This window comes from Bacillus sp. GW823-FHT06B01, from assembly GCF_058952315.1.
Genome location: NZ_JBXAHR010000001.1, coordinates 496,369 through 518,054 on the forward strand (window position 1 = coordinate 496,369; position 21,686 = coordinate 518,054).

22 protein-coding genes and 1 pseudogene are annotated in these 21,686 nt (G+C 33.6%); 18 read left to right on the plus strand and 5 right to left on the minus strand.

Annotation, left to right across the window (positions count from 1 at the left end; translation table 11 throughout):
• The first annotated feature begins 27 nt into the window (after nt 1-27).
• The 3 genes from kynA (at nt 28) to AC1Q8N_RS02700 (ending at nt 2,542) form a co-directional block, all read left to right on the plus strand.
• On the plus strand, nt 28-867 hold the full coding sequence (kynA, locus tag AC1Q8N_RS02690; protein ID WP_000661964.1) for a tryptophan 2,3-dioxygenase: 840 nt from the start codon (nt 28-30) through the stop codon (nt 865-867).
• A gap of 117 nt (nt 868-984) precedes the next feature.
• Nucleotides 985-1,902, plus strand: coding sequence for a serine hydrolase domain-containing protein (locus tag AC1Q8N_RS02695; RefSeq protein ID WP_098047680.1), 918 nt, complete (start codon nt 985-987; stop codon nt 1,900-1,902).
• A gap of 16 nt (nt 1,903-1,918) precedes the next feature.
• Nucleotides 1,919-2,542 carry a Pr6Pr family membrane protein gene (locus AC1Q8N_RS02700; protein WP_064475460.1) on the plus strand — a complete coding sequence of 208 codons (624 nt, stop codon included), beginning with the start codon at nt 1,919-1,921 and terminating at the stop codon, nt 2,540-2,542.
• 45 nt (nt 2,543-2,587) lie between these two features.
• Here AC1Q8N_RS02700 and AC1Q8N_RS02705 read toward each other — a convergent pair whose 3' ends face one another.
• Nucleotides 2,588-2,920 (minus strand): DUF3889 domain-containing protein, encoded by a 333-nt coding sequence (locus tag AC1Q8N_RS02705; RefSeq protein ID WP_048547304.1) that lies wholly within the window; start codon nt 2,918-2,920, stop codon nt 2,588-2,590.
• A gap of 144 nt (nt 2,921-3,064) precedes the next feature.
• Here AC1Q8N_RS02705 and sleB point away from each other — a divergent pair, with 144 nt between their 5' ends.
• The 9 genes and pseudogenes from sleB to AC1Q8N_RS02750 all read left to right on the plus strand — a co-directional run bounded on the left by sleB (nt 3,065) and on the right by AC1Q8N_RS02750 (nt 9,801).
• Nucleotides 3,065-3,844, plus strand: a complete 780-nt coding sequence (sleB, locus tag AC1Q8N_RS02710) for a spore cortex-lytic enzyme (RefSeq protein WP_048547302.1) — start codon at nt 3,065-3,067, stop codon at nt 3,842-3,844.
• A gap of 15 nt (nt 3,845-3,859) precedes the next feature.
• Nucleotides 3,860-5,200, plus strand: a complete 1,341-nt coding sequence (gene ypeB, locus AC1Q8N_RS02715; RefSeq protein ID WP_048547301.1) for a germination protein YpeB — start codon at nt 3,860-3,862, stop codon at nt 5,198-5,200.
• A 26-nt stretch (nt 5,201-5,226) separates the two neighbouring features.
• Entirely contained in the window at nt 5,227-5,823 is a 597-nt protein-coding gene (locus AC1Q8N_RS02720; protein WP_048547299.1) for a YhcN/YlaJ family sporulation lipoprotein, read from the plus strand.
• A gap of 107 nt (nt 5,824-5,930) precedes the next feature.
• Complete coding sequence (locus tag AC1Q8N_RS02725; RefSeq protein ID WP_048547297.1) at nt 5,931-6,287, plus strand: hypothetical protein; 357 nt, start codon at nt 5,931-5,933, stop codon at nt 6,285-6,287.
• Between the two features lie 26 nt (nt 6,288-6,313).
• Entirely contained in the window at nt 6,314-6,811 is a 498-nt protein-coding gene (locus tag AC1Q8N_RS02730; RefSeq protein ID WP_098641832.1) for a GNAT family N-acetyltransferase, read from the plus strand.
• Nucleotides 6,812-6,920: 109 nt separating this feature from the next.
• Nucleotides 6,921-8,003: pseudogene (locus AC1Q8N_RS02735) on the plus strand (aromatic acid exporter family protein).
• Between the two features lies 1 nt (nt 8,004).
• The gene (locus tag AC1Q8N_RS02740; RefSeq protein ID WP_098077491.1) at nt 8,005-8,541 is read left to right on the plus strand and encodes a DUF1697 domain-containing protein; all 537 of its coding nucleotides are present in this window, start codon (nt 8,005-8,007) and stop codon (nt 8,539-8,541) included.
• Nucleotides 8,542-8,691: 150 nt separating this feature from the next.
• Nucleotides 8,692-9,120 carry a hypothetical protein gene (locus AC1Q8N_RS02745; protein ID WP_048547289.1) on the plus strand — a complete coding sequence of 143 codons (429 nt, stop codon included), beginning with the start codon at nt 8,692-8,694 and terminating at the stop codon, nt 9,118-9,120.
• A gap of 96 nt (nt 9,121-9,216) precedes the next feature.
• Nucleotides 9,217-9,801: an SMI1/KNR4 family protein gene (locus tag AC1Q8N_RS02750; RefSeq protein ID WP_048547287.1), complete on the plus strand. Its 585-nt coding sequence runs from the start codon at nt 9,217-9,219 to the stop codon at nt 9,799-9,801.
• A 139-nt stretch (nt 9,802-9,940) separates the two neighbouring features.
• Here AC1Q8N_RS02750 and AC1Q8N_RS02755 read toward each other — a convergent pair whose 3' ends face one another.
• On the minus strand, nt 9,941-10,342 hold the full coding sequence (locus AC1Q8N_RS02755) for a hypothetical protein (protein WP_098642431.1): 402 nt from the start codon (nt 10,340-10,342) through the stop codon (nt 9,941-9,943).
• A gap of 210 nt (nt 10,343-10,552) precedes the next feature.
• Here AC1Q8N_RS02755 and AC1Q8N_RS02760 point away from each other — a divergent pair, with 210 nt between their 5' ends.
• Together AC1Q8N_RS02760 and AC1Q8N_RS02765 are read left to right on the plus strand one after the other, a co-directional pair.
• A complete protein-coding gene (locus AC1Q8N_RS02760) occupies nt 10,553-11,722 on the plus strand; it encodes a ParM/StbA family protein (RefSeq protein WP_000025617.1) in 1,170 nt (389 codons plus the stop codon).
• Nucleotides 11,723-11,733: 11 nt separating this feature from the next.
• On the plus strand, nt 11,734-12,069 hold the full coding sequence (locus AC1Q8N_RS02765; protein ID WP_493521054.1) for a hypothetical protein: 336 nt from the start codon (nt 11,734-11,736) through the stop codon (nt 12,067-12,069).
• 118 nt (nt 12,070-12,187) lie between these two features.
• On the opposite strand, the gene mleBCA is transcribed toward AC1Q8N_RS02765, so the two are convergent.
• Entirely contained in the window at nt 12,188-13,042 is an 855-nt protein-coding gene (gene mleBCA / locus AC1Q8N_RS02770) for a BCA family alpha/beta fold macrolide esterase (RefSeq protein ID WP_098077488.1), read from the minus strand.
• Between the two features lie 195 nt (nt 13,043-13,237).
• Between mleBCA and AC1Q8N_RS02775 the strand changes: the two genes are divergently transcribed.
• Nucleotides 13,238-14,167 (plus strand): NADP-dependent oxidoreductase, encoded by a 930-nt coding sequence (locus tag AC1Q8N_RS02775; RefSeq protein WP_098077485.1) that lies wholly within the window; start codon nt 13,238-13,240, stop codon nt 14,165-14,167.
• 121 nt (nt 14,168-14,288) lie between these two features.
• On the opposite strand, the gene pdxR is transcribed toward AC1Q8N_RS02775, so the two are convergent.
• Nucleotides 14,289-15,722 carry a MocR-like pyridoxine biosynthesis transcription factor PdxR gene (gene pdxR, locus AC1Q8N_RS02780; protein ID WP_098067933.1) on the minus strand — a complete coding sequence of 478 codons (1,434 nt, stop codon included), beginning with the start codon at nt 15,720-15,722 and terminating at the stop codon, nt 14,289-14,291.
• A gap of 146 nt (nt 15,723-15,868) precedes the next feature.
• Here pdxR and AC1Q8N_RS02785 point away from each other — a divergent pair, with 146 nt between their 5' ends.
• Nucleotides 15,869-16,786 (plus strand): DMT family transporter, encoded by a 918-nt coding sequence (locus AC1Q8N_RS02785; RefSeq protein WP_493521055.1) that lies wholly within the window; start codon nt 15,869-15,871, stop codon nt 16,784-16,786.
• 46 nt (nt 16,787-16,832) lie between these two features.
• On the opposite strand, the gene secY is transcribed toward AC1Q8N_RS02785, so the two are convergent.
• Nucleotides 16,833-18,137 carry a preprotein translocase subunit SecY gene (gene secY, locus AC1Q8N_RS02790; protein ID WP_048547274.1) on the minus strand — a complete coding sequence of 435 codons (1,305 nt, stop codon included), beginning with the start codon at nt 18,135-18,137 and terminating at the stop codon, nt 16,833-16,835.
• Nucleotides 18,138-18,642: 505 nt separating this feature from the next.
• Here secY and AC1Q8N_RS02795 point away from each other — a divergent pair.
• Together AC1Q8N_RS02795 and AC1Q8N_RS02800 are read left to right on the plus strand one after the other, a co-directional pair.
• Complete coding sequence (locus AC1Q8N_RS02795) at nt 18,643-19,158, plus strand: DinB family protein (RefSeq protein ID WP_060486760.1); 516 nt, start codon at nt 18,643-18,645, stop codon at nt 19,156-19,158.
• Nucleotides 19,159-19,711: 553 nt separating this feature from the next.
• On the plus strand, nt 19,712-21,658 hold the full coding sequence (locus AC1Q8N_RS02800; protein ID WP_098077477.1) for a bifunctional metallophosphatase/5'-nucleotidase: 1,947 nt from the start codon (nt 19,712-19,714) through the stop codon (nt 21,656-21,658).
• Nucleotides 21,659-21,686 lie beyond the last annotated feature (28 nt).

Below are 21,686 nucleotides of genomic sequence, written 5' to 3' on the forward strand. Positions count from 1 at the left end.
ATTATATAAAAGGGGCGTTTGGCTAATATGAAAGAAAACGAAAAGGTAATTATGGAAAAAGGAATTCATACGGACTTTAAAGAGAATATGACGTACGGGGAGTATTTACAATTAGATAGTTTACTATCTTCTCAAAAGAGATTATCAGATCATCATGATGAAATGTTATTCATCGTGATTCACCAAGCAAGTGAACTTTGGATGAAGCTTATTTTACATGAGTTAAACGCAGCGATTGAATCTATTAAACAAGATAAATTACAACCAGCTTTTAAAATGTTAGCACGTGTATCAAAAATTCAGTCGCAAATTATTCAATCTTGGGATATTCTTGCAACATTAACACCATCAGAGTACATTGAGTTTCGTGACTCACTCGGTCAAGCTTCAGGTTTTCAATCGTATCAATATCGTATGATTGAGTATGCGCTTGGCTATAAAACGCCGCACGCATTAAAAATTTATGAAAAAGATCCAGAATTACACGCTCGACTTCATACAGCACTACATGCACCAAGTTTGTATGATGTGGCAATTCAAGCTCTTGTAAAAGAAGGATTCCCTATTCATAAAGATGTGTTAAATCGTGATATTACGCAGCCTTATGAAGAAGACGCAACAGTAGAAGCAGCATGGATAGAAGTGTATGCAGATGTGAAGAAGTATTGGGATTTATATCAGCTTGCTGAAAAATTAATCGATATTGAAGACTGGCTACAACAATGGCGTTTCCGTCATATGAAAACGGTAGAACGTATTATTGGTCATAAAATGGGAACAGGTGGATCTTCTGGTGTATCTTATTTGAAAAGGGTACTTGATCAATGTTTCTTCCCAGAGCTTTGGAATGTTCGTACGAAATTATAAAAAACAAACCTGTCAGTTTATTACTGGCAGGTTTGTTTTTTATTTGAACGCATTTATGTTTTAATTAAAGCTACAAGATATAATAAATAAGGTAATGATTTAATTGGAGGTAAAGTTTTGGATTTCAAGCAACTAGAAAATAAATTTGAAAAGAAAAAAGTAAATACATTTCTCGTTTATCAAAAAGGTGAGCTAACCAATGAATATTATAAAACGATAGAATGTGCAAGTAATTTATATAAAATAAACTCGATTACAAAAAGCATTGTATCTATATTAATTGGTATTGCAATTGATAAAGGATATATAAATGATATACATACACCGATTATAGAGTGGATTGAAAATGTATCTAATGAAAAGCGGGATTTGACTCTTTATCATTTATTAACGATGACTACAGGTGAGGATTGGAAAGAGTTCGGAAATGGAGTAGTGTTCCCAAATGATTTTGTAGAATCGGAAAACTGGGTGCAGTATATATTAGAAAAACCAATAATGGAAGAACCAGCTACAAAAATGAATTATAACTCAGGGTCTTCTCACTTGCTTAGCTATATTGTTCAAGAAGTTACCGGAATGTCGACAGAGCAGTTTGCGAAAAGATATTTATTTGATCCATTAGAAATTACCGAATATGAGTGGCAACAAGATCCGCAAGGCATACATGTCGGCGGTTTCGGTATGAAAATGAAATCTAAAGATTTATTAAAGCTCGGAATATTATGTTTGCAGAATGGATATTGGCAGGGTAATGAAATTGTATCCTCGAAATGGTTAGAAGAATCAAGTACACCTCTATTTGAAACGTATGAACATGTCGGGGCATATGGATATCACTGGTGGGTATTGAATAACGAAAGATTTCACATACCGTATTGTATGTATTTTGCTATGGGATACGGCGGACAATACATCGTTATCATTCCACAGTTAGAACTGGTAGCAGTTATTAGTAGCCATATGCCAAAACGCGGACTCGTTCCATTGAAATTATTTATTGAGCATGTACAAGAGAATGATAAGTTGATATAAGAAGAGGAGAGAATGTATGAGAGGTGTAAAAACATTAGCTTTATTTAGACTATGTTTAAGTCTTCTAGCATGTAGCGCCATTATTACGCAATTTATAATAAGGGCACAAGTGAAACCGTTCAATCCAGTTAACTTTTTTAGTTTCTTTACGATTGAAAGTAACATCTTAGTTGCATGTATTCTCCTTTTAAGTAGTATTGGAACAGCTACATTTGGTCGATCAGAGCAGTTTAGTATACTTCGTGGTGCCGCAACTGTATATATACTTACGACAGGACTCATTTATTTTTTGCTATTAAGAGGATTAGAAGAATCACTTCAAACCGCAATACCATGGGTGAATACGGTGCTACATTATATCATGCCAATTGCCATGCTTTTAGATTGGATTTTAAATCCACCTAGTAAGAAAATCACTTGGAAACAAGCTGCAAGTTGGCTCTTATTCCCGTTTTTTTACGTTGTGTACAGCTTAATTCGTGGTCCAATCGTAAATTGGTATCCATATCCGTTTTTAGATCCGAGAATAGGTGGATATGGTAGAGTACTTATATACAGTATAGGGATAGCAGTTGTAATTGGTGCTATTTGTATATTGGTAAGATTTTTAGGGAACCGAGATTTTAGGAAAGAATTTTAGAAATGAAAACCCCACTGTTAACATTTTAACAGTGGGGTTTTCATTTTATCTACTCGTCTTCTGAAATGTCATCTTTATAAATTTATCTGTCTTCGTTTCAAATTCTACATCAACAAAAACACCATATTCTTTTCCATCTTCACGTAGCCACAATTTAAATTTTTCAACCGTTATTTGAACGGTTTTCGGTTTTCTACCTATATGAAGGTAATCAATAATCTCCGCTTTTGGGTATTGTTCTTTCGTCTTTTCTACAGCAAGTTTCCCCCATTTGGCATACGGAGGCTGCGCATGAACAATTGATGGGACAGTATATATATTTGAACATGTAGTTATGAACAAAATGACGAGTGCGATACGCTTTAACAATTTTTTCATGATGAACTCCTTTTATATTTTTTTATATTGTTTACATATTTTTTCAACGATATGAGTTTGGATTTTTTTGTCTTCTTTACATAAAAGCGAGGCTTTTACAAAACATAACCAAGAAATCATTTCCGTAATTAAGGAGGGAAAATCATGCGTCAAAAAGCTATTTTTAAAATAGCAATTTTACTTGCTTTCATAGGACTATCTTTGATGGTAAGTAGTATACAACTAAAAAATGTTGAAGCTTTTTCTAATCAAGTCATTCAAAGAGGAGCATCTGGCGAAGATGTCATTGAACTGCAATCTCGTTTGAAATATAACGGATTTTATACGGGAAAAGTGGATGGTGTTTTCGGATGGGGTACATACTGGGCACTTCGAAATTTTCAAGAGAAATTCGGATTACCTGTTGATGGTTTAGCTGGAGCTAAAACGAAGCAAATGCTAGTAAAAGCAACGAAGTATGACAAGTCAACAGCTAATAAAGGAACGACAACGAATAAAGGAAATAGTGGTGGTACTGCACAAGAAAATAAACCATCTCAAAATAAAGGGACAAATGTTCCAAATGGTTATTCTCAAAATGACATTCAGCTTATGGCAAACGCAGTATATGGAGAATCTCGTGGTGAACCGTACTTAGGGCAAGTTGCAGTAGCTGCGGTTATTTTAAATCGAGTTACAAGTGCCTCATTCCCAAATACCGTTTCGGGTGTAATCTTTGAGCCAAGAGCATTTACAGCGGTAGCAGACGGACAAATATATTTAACGCCAAATGAAACAGCGAAAAAAGCTGTATTAGATGCAGTTAATGGATGGGATCCAACAGGAAATGCATTGTACTATTTCAATCCAGATACCGCAACAAGTAAATGGATTTGGACTCGTCCACAAATTAAAAAGATCGGGAAACATATTTTCTGTAAATAGAGCGGAGGTGGAACTATGTTACGAGGTATTATAATCGTATTATTAACAGTCGGTGTAGTTGGAACAGGATATTGGGGCTACAAAGAACATCAAGAGAAGAATGCAGTATTAATTCGAGCAGAAAATAGCTATCAACGTGCGTTTCATGATTTAGCATATGAGGTTGATTTATTGCACGACAAAATTGGAACAACGCTCGCGATGAATTCACGTGCATCTTTATCACCTGCATTAGCAGACGTATGGAGAATAACATCTGTAGCTCGTTCGGATGTAGGACAACTGCCTTTAACATTAATGCCTTTTAATAAAACGGAAGAATTTTTAGCAAATATCGGTGATTTTAGTTACCGTGCAGCCATTCGTGATTTAGAAAAAGAGCCGTTAAATGATCAAGAATACAAAACGTTGGAAACTTTATATTCAAATGCAGGCAATATACAAGATGAACTAAGAAAAGTACAACATCTTGTTTTGAAAAATAATTTACGCTGGATGGATGTTGAGATGGCACTCGCATCAAATCGTGATCCTGCAGACAATACAATTATTGATGGATTAAAAACAGTAGAGAAAAACGTAACATCGTATTCGTCTACAAACTTCGGACCGACCTTTACTAGTGCGCAAAAAAATAAAAAAGGCGGATTTGAAGCAGAAGGAAAAGCAATTTCTAAGGATGAAGCGGCGAAAATCGCAAAATCATTTTTGAATTTAAAAGGAAATGAAAAAGTAGATGTTGAGAAAAGCGGAAAAGGTGCGAAAGAATCTTTCTATAGTGTGAAAATTAAAGATCCAGCAACGAATAATGAGTTTTATATGGATATTACCGGAAAAGGCGGATATCCAATTTGGGTTATGAATAACCGAGAAATTAAAGAACAGAAAATTAGTTTAAACGATGCAGGAAGTAAAGGTTTGAAATTTTTAAAGGACCACAAGTTTAATAATATGGAGCTTTTTGATAGCTCACAATATGATAACGTTGGTGTATTTACGTATGTAGTAAATGAGAATGGCGTACGAATTTATCCAGAAGCAATTCAAATGAAAATTGCTTTAGATGATGGTTCTATCGTTGGTTTTTCTGCAAAAGAATATTTAGCATCACACCAAAAACGAACAGTTCCCTCAGCAAAGCTAACTGCAGCAGAAGCAAGAAAGAAAATCAATCCAGATGTTAAAGTTATGGAAGAACGTAAAGCCGTAGTTGTAAATGATTTGCATAATGAAGTACTTTGCTATGAATTTGTAGGTACTTTAGGGAAAGATACGTACCAAATTTTCATTAATGCAAATAGCGGAGCAGAGGAAAAAGTGAAGAAAATGCAAGCTGTTGAAAAAATTTATGATTAAACTTTAATAGTAAAGTGGTGAGAATAATGAAGATCTTAATATATATGTTGATGCTTTGCTTTTTTATAACAGGATGCAGTATTGGAAAAAAGGACAATCCAAACGAAAAACCGGAGCAAAAAAATGTTTCGACGAAAAATGTTAATTATACAAACAAACCAAATAAGCCAAATGAAAAAGCGGCGGACCATTTAGCATCTTTAGCCGCAAGTGTGCCAGGTGTGAATGATGCAACAGCGGTAGTTGTGGGGAAATATGCTATTGTAGGTATTGATGTAAAAGCGAAACTCGATCGAACTCGCGTGGAGTCCATTAAATACTCTGTAGCAGAAAGTTTAAAAAACGATCCGGATGGTGCTAATGCAGTCGTTGTAGCGGATGTTGATACGTATGAACGACTGAAACAAATTGGAAAACAAATTAAAAAAGGAAAAACAGGTGAAGGTATACTTGATGAGTTAGCAGCAATTGTTGGCCGAGTAATGCCACAAGTTCCAAATGACATGATTGAAAATCGAGAAACGAATCCAATTAAAGATAATGATAAACAATTACCAAAAGATGAAGAACAAGAACTAAGAAAAGAACAGAATGACCAATCAAATAATCATTTGAATAAATAAAGTTAACCCCGTACTTAATTGTACGGGGATTTTTCAATATAATATTTAATATTCAGTTTATTTTTAAGGGAATATATGGTTTAATTATGGTGGGAGGGACAACTGTTATGATGAAAAAAAGCGCATTAATAGTATGTAGTTTATGCTTAGGTTTCAGTATGACAGCGTGTGAACAGAAGAAAGAAGTAAAAAAACAAACAGCGACTTCTTCTACTGTGTTGGAAAGTGAGAAGAAAGAGTCTATCAATATAAATCATTTCTCGAATATAAATGAAGGAATGACTTATATTGAAGTGAAAGATGTAATTGGTTTTGATGGTAATTTACTTATAGAAGAAGGTGTAGAAGATTCTACACAAATTAAACAAATTTTTTCATGGAAGGGAAGCGATCCAACTTCATTAGTTGAAATTACCTTTTTAGATGGAAAAGTGCATTCAAAAGCGCAGCAAGGTTTAAGTTAATAAGTTGAAAAATGGGAGAGTTTAGCATGAACATACATACAGGGGAAATTCAATTAGTTCCGTATAAGGAGAAGTATAAAGAAGTTATACAAACATTTACTTTACCAAGTGAACAAGTTCAATTCACATTAGATCCAGGTGAATTATTGGAGAAAGCAAAAAGTGATCGAACAAAAAATGTGATTGTTATTTTAGATTACAATGGGGTACCTGTTGGTCTTTTCGCATTGCAAACAGGGGATAGAGTACAGGAGTTCACAGACAATCAAGATGCTTTACTTTTAACTTCGTTTTCTATAAATCACAATAGGCAAATGAAAGGATATGCTAAAAAATCATTGGCATTATTACAAGAGTTTGTAAAACGTTATTTCCCGATAAAAAATGAGGTTGTACTTGCTGTGAATGAAAAAAATATTCCTGCACAAAATTTATATGAAAAAGTCGGCTTCCAAGATAAAGGCTTTAGAAGAATGGGACCAATTGGTCAACAAATTATAATGCATTTACCTATCATGAAATAACGAGAAGAAAAACTTACTCTTGCATAACAAAGTAGTAAGTTTTTTTATTTAGTACGATATATAATGTAGATTATATATATAAATGAAATAGAAATGAAGGAAATACAAAATGAATCAAGTTAGAAAATGGAATATTGTTGGAGGAAGGGTGATAAAAACCGGAATAGCAGTTTTTCTTACAGTTCTAGTTTGTGAATTTTTCAATATACCTACTATTTTTGCTGTCATCACGGCTATTGTAACGATTGAGCCAACTGCAACGGATTCTATAAAAAAAGGGCTAGTTCGTTTTCCAGCTTCAACAATTGGATCGGCGTATGCAATGACTTTCACATTTTCCCTAGGTCATCAGGCTCTTTCTTACGCGTTAGCAGCGATGTTTACAATCGTTACATGTCAAAAACTAAAGTTACATGCGGGAACGTTAGTCGCAACATTAACTGCTGTTGCAATGATCCCTATTACGACAGATCATTATTTCACTGCATTTTTAATTCGATTAGCTACTACATCTACTGGTATTATAGTATCTACTTTAGTGAATTTTTTCATTTTGCCACCACACTACCTTAAAACCATTTCGGGATGTACAGAGGAGTTATTTGTTAAAACTGCAAATATTATGGAGGAATGGCTTAATGCATTAATTGAAGGGAAAGTTATAACGAAAGAGACAACCTATAATCTATCTAATTTGAATTTATCATTACATAAAGCGGTACAATTTGTTCAATATGAGCAAAAAGATTGGAAATATCATCGACATACAAAGAAGGAAATGAGAAGCTTTTTAGCCATGCAGAAGCAACTCCATATATTGCAGCAAATTATTTACCATATAGATAATTTAGCTCGAGCACCAATTGAAACATGAGACTGGTCACAAAATAAAAAAGAGATATTACAGCGAACGGTTCATTCTGTAATTTCTATATTAAGAAATAATTGTAATGAAATAGATGAAGAACATTTTAAACTGATTGATGAATTAGACAAAAAATTTTAGGATTATAAAAATGATTTAGGACATTGTAAACCAAATCAATAACATCATCACTTTTCAAGCGAATCTATCATTTTGTTTGAGGTATTATCTATACATGATATGTTAGAGGAATTAAAACAAATATCCGAGAAATATGAGAGTGAAAATCAACTCAATTGTTCGGCTCATTTAAATGGGGAGGATTGATATGACAATTTATATTACATTACTAAGAGGAATCAATGTAGGTGGGCATAAGGTAATCAAAATGGCGGATTTAAAACAAATGTTTGAATCAATAGAGTTAAAACAAGTAAAAACATATATTCAAAGCGGTAATATCGTGTTCGAATCTGAAAAAGATGTTGATTTTTTAAATAAACGAATACAATCGGAAATTAAAAACGTTTTTGGTTTTGATGTTCCAGTCATGTTAAGAACACATGAGGAATTTATAAATATGATAAAAAGATGCCCCTATGAAGCCGATTCATTGCTAGAAGGGGAAAGTATACATGTTGCTTTCTTAGCAAACGAACTTTCTGAAAAAGAAAAAGATCAGCTGCTTATGCAAAAAAATGAGACTGAAGATTGCTATATTCATGAAAAAGTTGTGTATTTATTTTTCAAAAATAGCATTCGAAATTCTAAATTAATGAACCAGTTTCAGAAGTTACATACACCAGCTACAGTAAGAAATTGGCGGACTGTGAATAAATTAAAAGCGATAGTTGAGGGGATGTAAAGAAATACGGTAAAGTATATTGGAATACGATTGACAATAGATTAACATCTACAGAAAAGAAAACTCTTAGAGACGTATTACTTAGGGTAGATAAATGTTTAAGAGACTATGGTTATAGTATAAAATAAAACGAATTAAGAGGTAGGTAAGATGGGGAAATTTGTGAAAGACCAAAGGGTAGTTGCATTTACATTAGAGGGGTTAGCACCATGTACAGTTATAAGAGTTGGTTGGATTTTTATCATGGTACAAGTAGAAGAAACGAAGCACCTATACTCAGTTACAAAAGGTAAGATAACGTCTATAGAAGAGGATAAACACTATTTTTTAGAAGAGAGTTTTGATGAAGAAGGGGTTTTTGATATTGGTAGAGTTTTTGGTGCGATTGAAACAACAGACATGGAACTTGCAAAGAAATCATTTGAAGAAAATGAAGACTTCAAGAAATACGAAGATTTTCACAATCCATCAGAAGGGAAACTGTATGGTGGAGAGTACTATACTACAATCAAAACAGGTAAAGAGTTACTAGAACAATACTTTAATCGAGAAGGAATAGAGTGTAATGGTACAAATTAAATTAGATGTGAAAACAGTTAAAAGTCAAATCTTATTTATGTTAGGTATATAGATTAATAAAAAATTTTTATATTTTATTATTGGGAGGACGAAGTAATGGATTTGGTAAACAAATTTTTAAACGGCTTGAGAGCAGCATTATCAACAGATGATCTCGAAACACTAAATAAAGCGTGCGGTGCTACAAAAGAGGATATTGATACATTAAGGCTAGAATATCCAAATTGTCCAGAATCACTAATCTCTTTTCTTGAAAATATTGATGGTACATATTGGCGGAAATATGGAGAAAATAAAGTTGCGGTATGTATTTTAGGCTCAGATGTTGAAGAGTATCCATATTATTTGCTTTCTACACAGCAGATGCTCGAAAGTTCAAAAGAAGAAGAAGACGTATCCTATCTTTTAGAATACCAAGATGACGAGGATACTGTTGATTCTAAGATAAATCCAAAAGGACTTCTCCCTGGCACTTATATTCATTTTTCAGACTGTATGAACAATGGTGGAACATCAAGACTCTATATTGATTTTAACCCTTCTGATGAAGGTGTATGTGGCCAAATCATTCGTTTTTTGCACGACCCTGATGAATATGAAGTGATTGCAAACAGCTTTGATGAGTATTTACAGAATCTTATTGATGGTGATTTTAATTTTCTAGAAGAAGAATCCCAATAATTTTTTTACAAACTCATTTAAAAGGTTAGAAATTAAACAACTTTAAAGAGCCTTACTACAATATGATTTGTAGCGAGGCTCTTATATTTTTTAATCAAAATTAAATAACATTATTATCACTTTACAAAATCTCATCTTTTTATTTATATTGTTTTGCGACTATAAGTTCGACGATAGGATAAATAAAGAACGAAGAACACAGTGCGATAAAAAGAGGAAGATTCTTTATTTCATCGAGTATTAGGAATGAAAATCCTTCTGATAATATTACAATAAAAAACATAAGGCATATAAGTGCAAAATAAGCAATTTTAAAGCTTTTATATTTAATTTGTTGTCCCATTTCATCTTTGCTTTCTTCCGATACTCCGTTTGGATCTCCCCAAGTAATTTGATTAAGTAAATTACCAAGTATTAACGAAAAAGCGAATATTGTCCCTCCAAAAATCGAACCTTCCGTTACATATTTATATGCGCCATGTATGAGAACTCCGATTAATGATAAAACGATAATTATGAAAATAAATTTTTTATGATTCAATTTAGAAATGACACCTCCTGTGATGTAAAAAACTCTTTACATCCATAGTATAAAATTGGAAAAGTTTAATGTCAAATACTTTTTACATAAATGGTGCAAGAATATGATATTTTGTTTTTACGATTTATAAAAAATTACATTACATTTGAATGTAAAAGAAAGGGCTCGCATATATTTGGAAGGGATGTCAGATTAATTTAGGGGGTAGTTATGTCTATTCTATTAAAAGCTGGTGCTGATGCAGGAAATAACGGTTTGAAGTTAATGGTGAAAGGGCAAGACCCTATTTTTATTCCAAGTATATATTCTTTATATATAGGAGAGCCTACAGGATTGTTAGATGAGAGTGATGTTTCATTATCTGAATTAGAAAATCACATTGATGTGACCATTAGTTCTCCATCGCTAATGTTAAATAACGTGCGGTATATCGTTGGGGAAAAAGTCATTCAAGATCAATTAAAAGGTACTGAGGTTGAGAAGAAATCAAATAAGTCAACTGATGAGTTAATGGTTATTACAATTCTATCTGGTTTAGCAGTAAGTGCTATGCGTCAAAGTCCAACTTCTAGTCATATTAATATTCGTTATGATTTATCTGTTGCTCTTCCTATGCAGCTTATTACACAAGAAATAGCTGCGGAAAATGCGAAACGTTATATGGGCAATCATAAGGTTGTGTTCCATTATCCAAACGGACGTGATGTGACAATTAATATTTCAATCGAATATTGTAAATGCCTACCTGAAGGCGCTTCTGGTACGTGGGGCATTGTATATGATGAAGAAGGAAATGTAGTGAAACATAAAATAGAATGTGAACAAAATCAAGTTTCAGAAATTGATTTTGTTGATAAAACTTTATTGTCTTTTGATATTGGTGCAGGGACGACAGAAGAAGTAGTTTCACTAGGTGTGAACTTTAGACCACAACTAAGTAAGGGCTTATCATACGGTGTGAAAGAAACGTTACTACAAATTATTACAAGATGGAATCGGAAGTATCCAACAAAGACGATTGATAGTATTACAGAGTTTAACCAAATTTATTTAAATGAAAAGCACCCAAGAAATGCGTTACTAGTTGAAGAATCACAACCAGCATTATTAGGTTTAGCAGCGCGTGTCGCAACAGATATCATAAACAAAATTGATGACATGAAAGACGATCCATACGTATTTATTTATGGCGGGGGCGCAGTTATCATTAAAAACAGTTTAAAAATGATTTTAAAACAAAAAGGACGACTAACAAATGTAATCTTTGTAGATAATCCATTATTTACAAATGCACGTGGATTATTAGTCTACACTTGTTCGCCAAAATATAGAGAGCATAAGCAAAAAGAGTTAGGATTTACAAACTTAACGATAAGTTAGTTGGTGGAAGTATGCGATCTAGGCGATATAAACGTGGTGATCGAGTAAAAATCAATATTCATAAATCAGTATCACCTGAAATGATTGCATGGCTGAATAAACAATCAAACCCAACCAATTTCTTTTTCTTTGCAGCGCAGCAACTCTTTAAACAAGTAGGAGATATTGATGTGTCAAAAGCTATACCAAGTAGCCATGTTTTCTCATTATACGTGGAGCCATCATCTTTATTAAAGGTCGAAGTAAATCCCTTTAAAAACGTGCCACTAGAAGCTAATAAATCCACCGATAATAAAAAAAAAAAATCATGGGAATCTGTTGATCAATTAGATTGTCCGTTTTTTTAAACATAGAAAAAATAAGTATTGCCCATCACTATACATATGGATACAGTGATGGGCTTTTTTACATGTAACGAATAGAAGGGGCACAAATTATGGTGTGCCCCTTCTATTCGTTATTTATCTATATTTTAGATGTATGTTCAATAACTGCATGAATGATGTCTTCCCAGTCATCAGGATGATTTTCATGTCCTGCGCCTTCAAGGGTTAGTAGGACTGAGTTAGGAATTTCATCAATAAGTGCGAGACCATGTTCAAAAGGGAGTGCAGTATCGTCTGTTCCGTGAATAACTAATGTAGGTGCTTGTATGGAGTGAAGCACACCTTCATAAGCATCATCACCTTGAAGTAAAGCGTGATTAAACATACTTAGTAGATTGTTTGCGCGTTCTATTTCTTGTTTTACTTGATTATAGACTCTTTTTTCATCAAATGTTCGTTTGGACCCACATAATAGGCGAGATCCGGAAACTAAATATTTTGCTACAACATTTTTATTTGTCCAATCTAAATGCGTGCCATTTGCGTGATGTGTTAAAATTCTTTCGTCCATCGGAGGTAAATCGCGCGTGTTATCGTCAGAGCCTATCACACTTGTAGCCAGTAATGTTAACGTTAAAATTCTTTCGGGATGTTTTACAGCAACAATTTGAGCGATCATTCCACCTAATGACATACCGAATAGATGTGCTTTATCAATATGATAAGCATCGAGGACCCCAATTGCATCTTCAGCCATATCTGTAACTGTATAATTGGAAGTTCCAGGCTCATATGTAACAGAGCATCCCACATCACGGTTATCAAAACGAATAACAAATTTCCCCGTGTTAGCTAACTGTTCACAAAACTCTTCATCCCAATAAACCATTGAACACGTAGCACCCATAATTAATAAAATAGCTGGATTTTTAGGGTTCCCAAAGCTTTCTGTACATATATCAATCCCGTTTATTTTAAATTTCTTTTCAGTCATAGAGTTCTCCCCATTTCTTTTGAATGTAATTGAAAATACAGTTTTGAGTGATTCTAAGGTGAGTGTACGTTTTCTTACGGAATTCATAACGCTTCTTACGTAATTACCCCCAAAAATAAGTTTATGATAATTCAAGGCAAAAAATTTTGAGAAATATTTGTATGTTATTAAAATAAATAGCAAGGAGGAATGGACATGAAAGCAATTGTTATAGATCAATATGGTAATGTTGAAGAATTAAAAGAAAGAGAAGTTTTAAAACCAATTGTTAAAGGTAACGAGGTATTGATACGTATTCTCGCGACATCTGTTAATCCTGTTGATTGGAAAATAAGAAAAGGAGACTTACAAGAACAGTTGCGATTTTCATTTCCAATTATTTTAGGGTTGGATGTAGCTGGGGTTATTGAAGAAGTTGGGGAAGAGGTAGAGTGCTTCAAAGTAGGAGATAAAGTATTTACGAAACCTGAAAATATAGGGAAGGGCTCTTATGCTGAATTTATTACAGTAAAATCGGATTTATTATCTTATATGCCTACTAATCTAAGTTTCGAAGAGGCAGCTTCTATCCCTCTTGCAGGACTTACAGCGTGGCAAAGTCTTGTAGATTACGCAAAAATAAAAGAACATGACCGAGTACTCATTCATGCTGGAGCTGGTGGAGTTGGAAGTTTGGCAATCCAAATCGCAAAATCATTTGGAGCTTTTGTTGCGACAACCGCAAGTAGTAAGAATGAAGAGTTTTTAAAGTCTTTAGGAGCAGATCTCGTTATTGATTATAAAAAAGATAAATTTGAAGAGTTACTATCAGATTTCGATATTGTATTAGATACAATAGGTGGCGAAGTACAAGAAAAAAGCTTTCAAATTATAAAATCTGGTGGTGTGTTAGTTTCGATTGTTCATGAGCCAATTCAAAAAGTAAAAGGGATAAAATCAGGATTTTTATGGCTAAAACCAAACGGAAAGCAATTAGAAGCATTATCAAAATTAATTGTACACGGAAAAATAAAACCAATTATAAGTAAAGTTGTGCCGTTTAATGAAGAGGGGGTTAGAGAAGCTCATATTTTGAGTGAAGGTCAACATATTAGAGGTAAAATTGTAATGAAAGTCGGAGGATAATGAAAATAGTGGCTTGTAGAGAAAGTGAAGTTGAACTACAAAAAACGCAGAAAAAAATACTATCCAAAAAGTCACATTTTCATTTTGGATAGTATTTTTTATTGGATATTTAATGTTATTTCTATAATATACAGTTTCGTATTGTATCATGTAATTTCTCTAAACCAATCAACATATCTTTTTCATTTAACATTGAGTAGCTAATCCGTAATTGGTTATTACTTATATCTGTATTTAATAGACAAGCTGTTCCTGGTAAAAAAGAGACATCTACTTCATTTGCTTTTTGTAATAAGGTAAAGGGATCTATCGAATCAGGAAGTGTAATCCATAAATTAAAGCCACCATTAGGTATTTCAAATCGTAATTCTTTAAGTGGTGATAACATATCAATAGTAATATCACGTCTAATTTGTAAAGCCGTACGTAATTTTTCTAAATGATTTTTCATACGTTCTGCACGTAAAAAAGGAAGGAGTGCTTTTTGCGTTAATAAAGGACTACCGATATCCATTGAACCTTTTACAGCATATAGCCATTCAAAAATAGGCCCATCGGCAATAAGAGAGGCGATACGCAATCCTGGTGCTAACGTTTTACTAAATCCTTTTATATATATTACATGACCATTCGTATCAAAATTTTTGATAGGAGAGGAAATAGTAGCACCCTCAAAATATATTTCTCCGAAAGAATCATCTTCAATTATAAAAAACTCATATAGCTCTGCTAGTTCTATAAGTTCCATTCGCCGTTCATTACTCATTACTGTACCTGTCGGGTTCTGGAAAGTTGGATTCGTATACAATAATACGGGATTTTTACTTTGGCAAATATCATCGATTAAGTCGGAGCGAACTCCATGATTATCAAGAGAAACTGGTATAATTTTAGCACCTTTATTGATGAAAATATCAAGCGCAGCACTGTAACAAGGACTTTCCACTAATACAATATCACCAGGTTTTAATAATGTTTGAGCAATTAAATCAATTCCTTGTTGTGCTCCGCTTGTAATTAATAATTTAGATGGATCGGTCACTAAATTTTGGTGTTCACTTAAGTAATTTGCTATTTCAACTCGCAGTTCATAATCACCCTGTACTGGCCCATAAGTTGCTAGAATCATCTGGTCTTTATGAAGTATTTTATGCATTTCGTCTGCTAAGAATGGATTTGGCAATAAACGAGGATACAAAATCGCTTGTGAAAAATCGTAATATTTTCGGTGCTGATTCATTGCATATTGAGATCGCATAACATTAATCGTTTTCGTTTGTTGCCATTTGTACGGAATTGGTTTGAAATCTTTCTTTACATGTTTATGTATATAAGCACCTTTTCCTTGCTCAATGCGTATATATTCTTTCTTTTCTAATTGCTTATATGCCTTACGAACAGTTAATAGGCTAATCTGCAAATCTTCGGCCATAGAGCGTAAAGATGGAAGGAGGTCACCATGCGCAAGCATGCCACTTTGTACTCTTTCAACGATTTGCATATATATTTGCCTGTAATACGGTATGTTGGATTCTTTACGAAGGACAATCTTCATGGTTTCACCTTTTTCGTTTTTATTTTATTAAAGCGAAAAATATAAAAAGAATCAACTACAATTTTAAGTAACTGTTATATACATAGATACACTGTTATACACCATACCTTCTATACTCATGTTAAGAGTAAAAAGGAGGAAGAAAAATGGTCATTTTCAATTATATTTTAGTATGTATTATTTTCGGAACAACATTTTTAACGATAAAAATCGGAATTGAAGCAGGAGCGCCCCCATTATTTTCAGCAGGAATTCGTTTCTTTTTAGCAGGCGTCATTCTGATGATTATATTTAAGTTAAAGCGAAAGGAAATTATGCCACATGTATTTTCAAAACGTATTATATATGCTGGTTTTTGCTTAACGTTTATGACATTTGCTACATTGTACTGGGCGGAACAATATATTTCTTCAGGGTTAGCTGCTGTACTTTCTGCTACGGGGCCGATGATGATTTTGTTATTACAAGCAAAGAGAAATAAGACAAAATTGCAAAAGGAGCAACTCGTAGCATTAATTATCGCACTAATAGGTGTTGTTTTTGTTTCTTTACCAGGAACGCACCAAGAAGTAAGTCTCATATGGAGTATCGCTTGTTTTGTGTTAATAATAGGAGAGTTATTTTACGGAATAGGCTCTATTCGCTCAAAAGAAATACTTTCGGATTTACAAAGTGTATCACCATTTCTCATTAATGGTATTCAAATGTTTTACGGAGGGGTATTATTACTAATCGTATCCGTCATAGTAGAACAACCGAATGTATCTGTATTAGCTTCATGGAGTGTACAGTGGCCTATTTTATATCTTATCTTTATCGGATCAATTGGTGGGCACGGATTATATTATTGGCTCTTATCAAAAACAAATCCTGTATTCCCGTCAACGTGGTTATATGTATCACCGTTAATTGCTATTATTGTAGGATATATCATATTAGGGGAACCTTTAAACCCTACAATGGGAATAGGTGCTTGTTTTATTTTGGTTGGTGTATTTTTAGCTAATCGATCCACACTTCGGAGCTATTTCAAACAAGGGAAATTATTTGAGAAGGAAAGGTAGTAGAATTAAAAACACAGTTGGAAAAATAACCAACTGTGTTTTTTACTTAATTTACTTTTTTTATAAACCCTTTATAATGACGTTTCACAAGCTGACTTTCTAACGTCTTCATTGTTTCAAGTGCTACACCGACGATGATAAGTAAGCTTGTACCACCAATTTGTGCAGAAGGTGGTAATGTAGCAATTTTTGTGAATACGAGCGGTAAAATTGAAATGGCACCTAAGAAAATTGCACCGATAAATGTTAAACGGTATAAAATTTTCGTTACATATTGTTCGGTTGATTTACCAGGACGAATACCAGGCACATAGCCATTTTGCTTTTTCAAATTCTCAGCCATTTGTTCAGGGTTTACTTGAATAAATGCGTAGAAGTATGTGAAAGCAACGATCAGACCGACATAAAGCGTCATTCCAAGTGGATGTGCGAAATCAAGATTTGCAACTAACCATTGCGATACGCTTGAATCAGGGAAGAGCTGCGCAATTGTACGCGGCGTCATTAAAAATGCGGAAGCAAAGATAACTGGAATTACACCAGCACTATTTACTTTAAGAGGTAAATGAGTGTTTTTTGCTCCTTGATATTGATTGTTTCCTGAAACAGCTTTTGCATATTGAATCGGTATTTTACGTACAGCTTGTTGAATGTAAATAACACCAACAACTATCGCTAAAATTACGAGACCAATTAAGACCATCTTTATGATGTGCATGAATAATTGATCGCCTGCATTTTGAAATTGTTGCAAATAAATTTGATTCGCAACATTTGGAATCGCCGCAACAAGTCCTGCGAAGATAATCATCGAAATACCGTTACCAACGCCATTAGCGGTAATTTGTTCACCTAACCAAAGTAAAAATGCAGTACCTGCAGTTAAAACTGTCGCAATAAATAAGTATGTAGTCCAGCTTTGATCTGTAATTAATTGTCCACCTGCTATATTATTAAAACCATAAGACATCCCAATGGCTTGTATGAATGCGAGAATGATTGTAAAGTATCGAGTGAATTGAGCTGATTTCTTTCGGCCCATTTCTCCTTGCTTTGCCCATTCCGAAAATTTAGGTATAACGTCCATTTGTAGTAATTGTACTATGATGGAAGCTGTAATATATGGTGTAATACCTACAGCAAAGATTGAGAAGTGTTGCAGTGCTCCTCCGCCAAATACGTTTAACATACCTAAAACGTTAGCTTGATCTTGTACTTTTAATACCTCTGCGTTAGTATGAGGAACTGGAATAAACGTGCCAATTCGAAAAACAATTAGCATCGCTAGTGTAAAAAGAATTTTGTTTCTTATCTCAGCTACTCTCATGAAATTTGAAATCGTACGAAACATTATGTCGCCTCCTATATTTTTATCAGTTCAAAACTGATGGTTATATCCCGATGAAGTAACCACAAACCTCCTTCCGCATTAAATTCATTTGACAAATGGAATTTTATACACTTTGTAGTTTTCTCGGATATAAAAATATAAGGTGTTTTTTAGCGACCAATAAGCTTTTCGTAATCATTCAATACACATAATATATCGAATAAATTAACAAATGTACATACATACGCATGAAAAATGAATGAATAGGGGCATTTTTTACATTTATTTAATGCTAGATTGATAATTAGGAACGTTTTATGTAGTTGTATTGAAAGGATTCGGTGGAAAGTATTATGGTGTAACTGCAGCACATGATAACTTCAAGGAAATCTTCAAGGATGTTGAGAAAACTCATATATTTAGTCGTGAATTAGAGAAACAGTAGTGAAGGAAAATCTTTCTTCTATAGAGAATATTTCTAACGCAGGAATCTAAGTATATAGGTTCTAATGAAAGGAGAATTCACATGAATACATTTGTAAAGGACAAGTTTTATGAAACGAGAAATCAATTATTTGAGGAAATTACTTTGTTAAGTGATACTCAATTTAATAGAAAACCAGATAAGGATAAATGGAGTATAGCACAAGTTTGTCATCACTTAGTTTTATTAGATGAGAGAGTTATAACGGTTATTTTGTCAGGATTAAAAAAGATGGATAGTTTCCAAAATGAGCGTAAAGAAATTCATACTATTGTATTAGATAGATCAATAAAATTTATAGCACCAGAAATGATTGAACCAAGTATAGAACCATTTGAAGTGCTGCAAATGGTTGATTTGTTAACCGACTCTAGAAAAGCATTGATGCGTTTTCTGAGTACAATAGAAGATGAATCTAAATTGGCAAAAAAATCAGTGATGCATCCAGCTCTTGGAGAATTACTTCTTGATCAGTGGATAGAATTAATCTATTTGCATGAACAACGTCATATAGAACAAATCAAAGAGGTAAAATTGCTTTGTGAAGTTGAAAAGTAAAAATTATTATCTATTTATTGAGCGATTTAGGAAAGCATCAAGGGTTCGAGTGATAAAATATAAGTCCTGATAAGCAGAAGAAAATACGAAACTAGCAGATCTTACTCTTGAATAGGAAACGAATATTCGAAAAAAAACTGAATCCGAATTGTTGTATAAGTGGAACCCCGTCTTAAATGAAGAACGGGGTTATTATTTTTGGAAGTGATCTCAGCATTTTCGTTTAGAAGGAAATAAATTAGCAATGAAATCCGAAAATGTAATCAGCATTACACACTATATCTTTAAGTTATAATGATTTCCGGAAATGAGTTATATGTCCATAATTTTGACAGTACATATACATCTACCGTTGGTTTAGCGCTCTTCACACGTTGGAGGAAGAAGTAAATACTATTCTGCTAGGGGGTATATGCATTTTATTCTCTATATTTTCACAGCAGAACCATCTCCAAAATTTTCTTTTGCAGTTGAAGTTTTCCGAATAATAAGTTACATTTTTAAAGTTCAAGCAACTTTATGAAAGTACAAAAAGGGGAGAAATATTGTTATTATGCAAAAAATGAAATGGAAGAACTATTTATGTTATTTTGTTATTTTTATACTTCTTGGAACAGCAGTAACAGTCAAACCATCTATCTCAAAAGCTGAGGAATCTGATGTTAATATTACACTGTTAGGTACTGCCGATATTCATGGTAGATTTATGCCTTGGGATTATGCGCTTGATGGTGCAAATACGAGTGGAAGTTTAACGCAGCTTTATACGGTTATAAAGAAGGTGCGTCAAGAAAATCCCAATACCATATTAGTAGATGCCGGGGATACAATTCAAGGAAATTCAGTAGAGTTATTCAATGATCAGCCACAATCGCCAATGATGGTAGCGATGAATGCAATGGAATATGACGCCTGGGCATTTGGAAATCATGAATTTAACTTTGGATTAGATACATTGAAAAAAGTTAGTGAGCAATATAAGGGCAAGACACTAGCAGGAAATATTTATAAGGAAAATGGAGAGCGTTTTCTTCCTGCATATACAATTGTTGAAAAAGGTGGAATTAAAGTCGGGATTATTGGTATGAATACACCAATGATTAGTGATTTTGAAAAAGGGACAGATCATTTGGATGGTTTAGTTGTGAAAAATCCAGTAGAAGAGACAAAAAAGGCAATTAAAGAATTAGAAGGTAAAGTAGATGTAATGGTAGGCGTTATGCATATGGGACTAGAAAATGAGAATGGAATCCCTGGTACTGGTGTTCAAGATATTGCGAATGCTTGTCCGGAACTAAGTGCTATTTTTGCAGCTCATATGCATAAACTTGTTAAAAAAGAAGTTGTAAATGGCGTTATTATTACAGAACCAGATAAATATGGAACACATATCTCACGTATTGACCTTACTTTTACAAAGCAAGATGGAAAGCTGGTTTTAAAAGATAAAACTGCTACAGCTATACCTGTAAAAAATACTGATGGAACAACAATAGTATCTGATCCTACACTTGAAGACACATTGACACCTTTTCACGAGTATGCGAGGGGAGATGCAAATGTTGTAGTCGCTCAATTAAAGGGTAGAAACCTTGTTCCTGAAAATGAAATAAAAGGTATTCCAAGTGTGCAGATTCAAGAGACACCTTTATCGGATTTCTTTCATGAAGTCATGCTCTACTACAGCAAAGCAGATGTAGTAGCCCATCAAATTGATAACGATAATGCCCGTTTGGATGTAGGTCCTATTAAGAAAAAAGATATTGCGTATAATTATCAATATGCTTTGGGAGAAATTACGGTATATAAGGTAACTGGGAAAGACTTAAAAGACTATATGGAATGGGCGGCAGGGTACTTTAACTCATCTCGTGCCGGAGATGTAACAGTTAGCTTTGATAAAACCCGTCGTGCTTCTAAATACAGTACGAATGATTTCTTTGGAGGCGTAAAATATGAAATTGACTTAACAAAACCATATGGTAGTAGAATTACAAATTTACGCTCTATTCGTACAAATAAACCAATCAAAATGAGTGATGTTATGACGCTAGGAATGAATGCGTATAGAATGGAGGCTCTTCAGGCAAAAGGGGGAGCTTTAGAGGGACGGAAATTTGAACAAACTTGGTCATCTAAACAAGAGAATGCATTCGGAGAAACAGGTGGAACCATTCGTAACCTTGCTATTACATATTTAAAAGAGGTAAAGAACGGTGTATATACGCCAAAAGTTATGCATAATTGGAAAATTACTGGCGTGAATACACATTCTTCAGAGCATAAGGCTGTAGTTGATCTTGTAAATAAAGGGATTTTAGAAATTCCAAAAACTGAAGATGGAAAATATACAAATATAGCATCTATAAATACTAAAGATTCAATTACAAAAGAAGAGATTGTAGCACTCTCACAAAAAGCTAATATTAATCCAAATCAGTTTAATCATGTAAAAAGAAAAGGTGAATTTTACAAAAAACTTAGTAGGATAATTAAATAAATATAAAATAGATAGCTTTCGTGCAAAA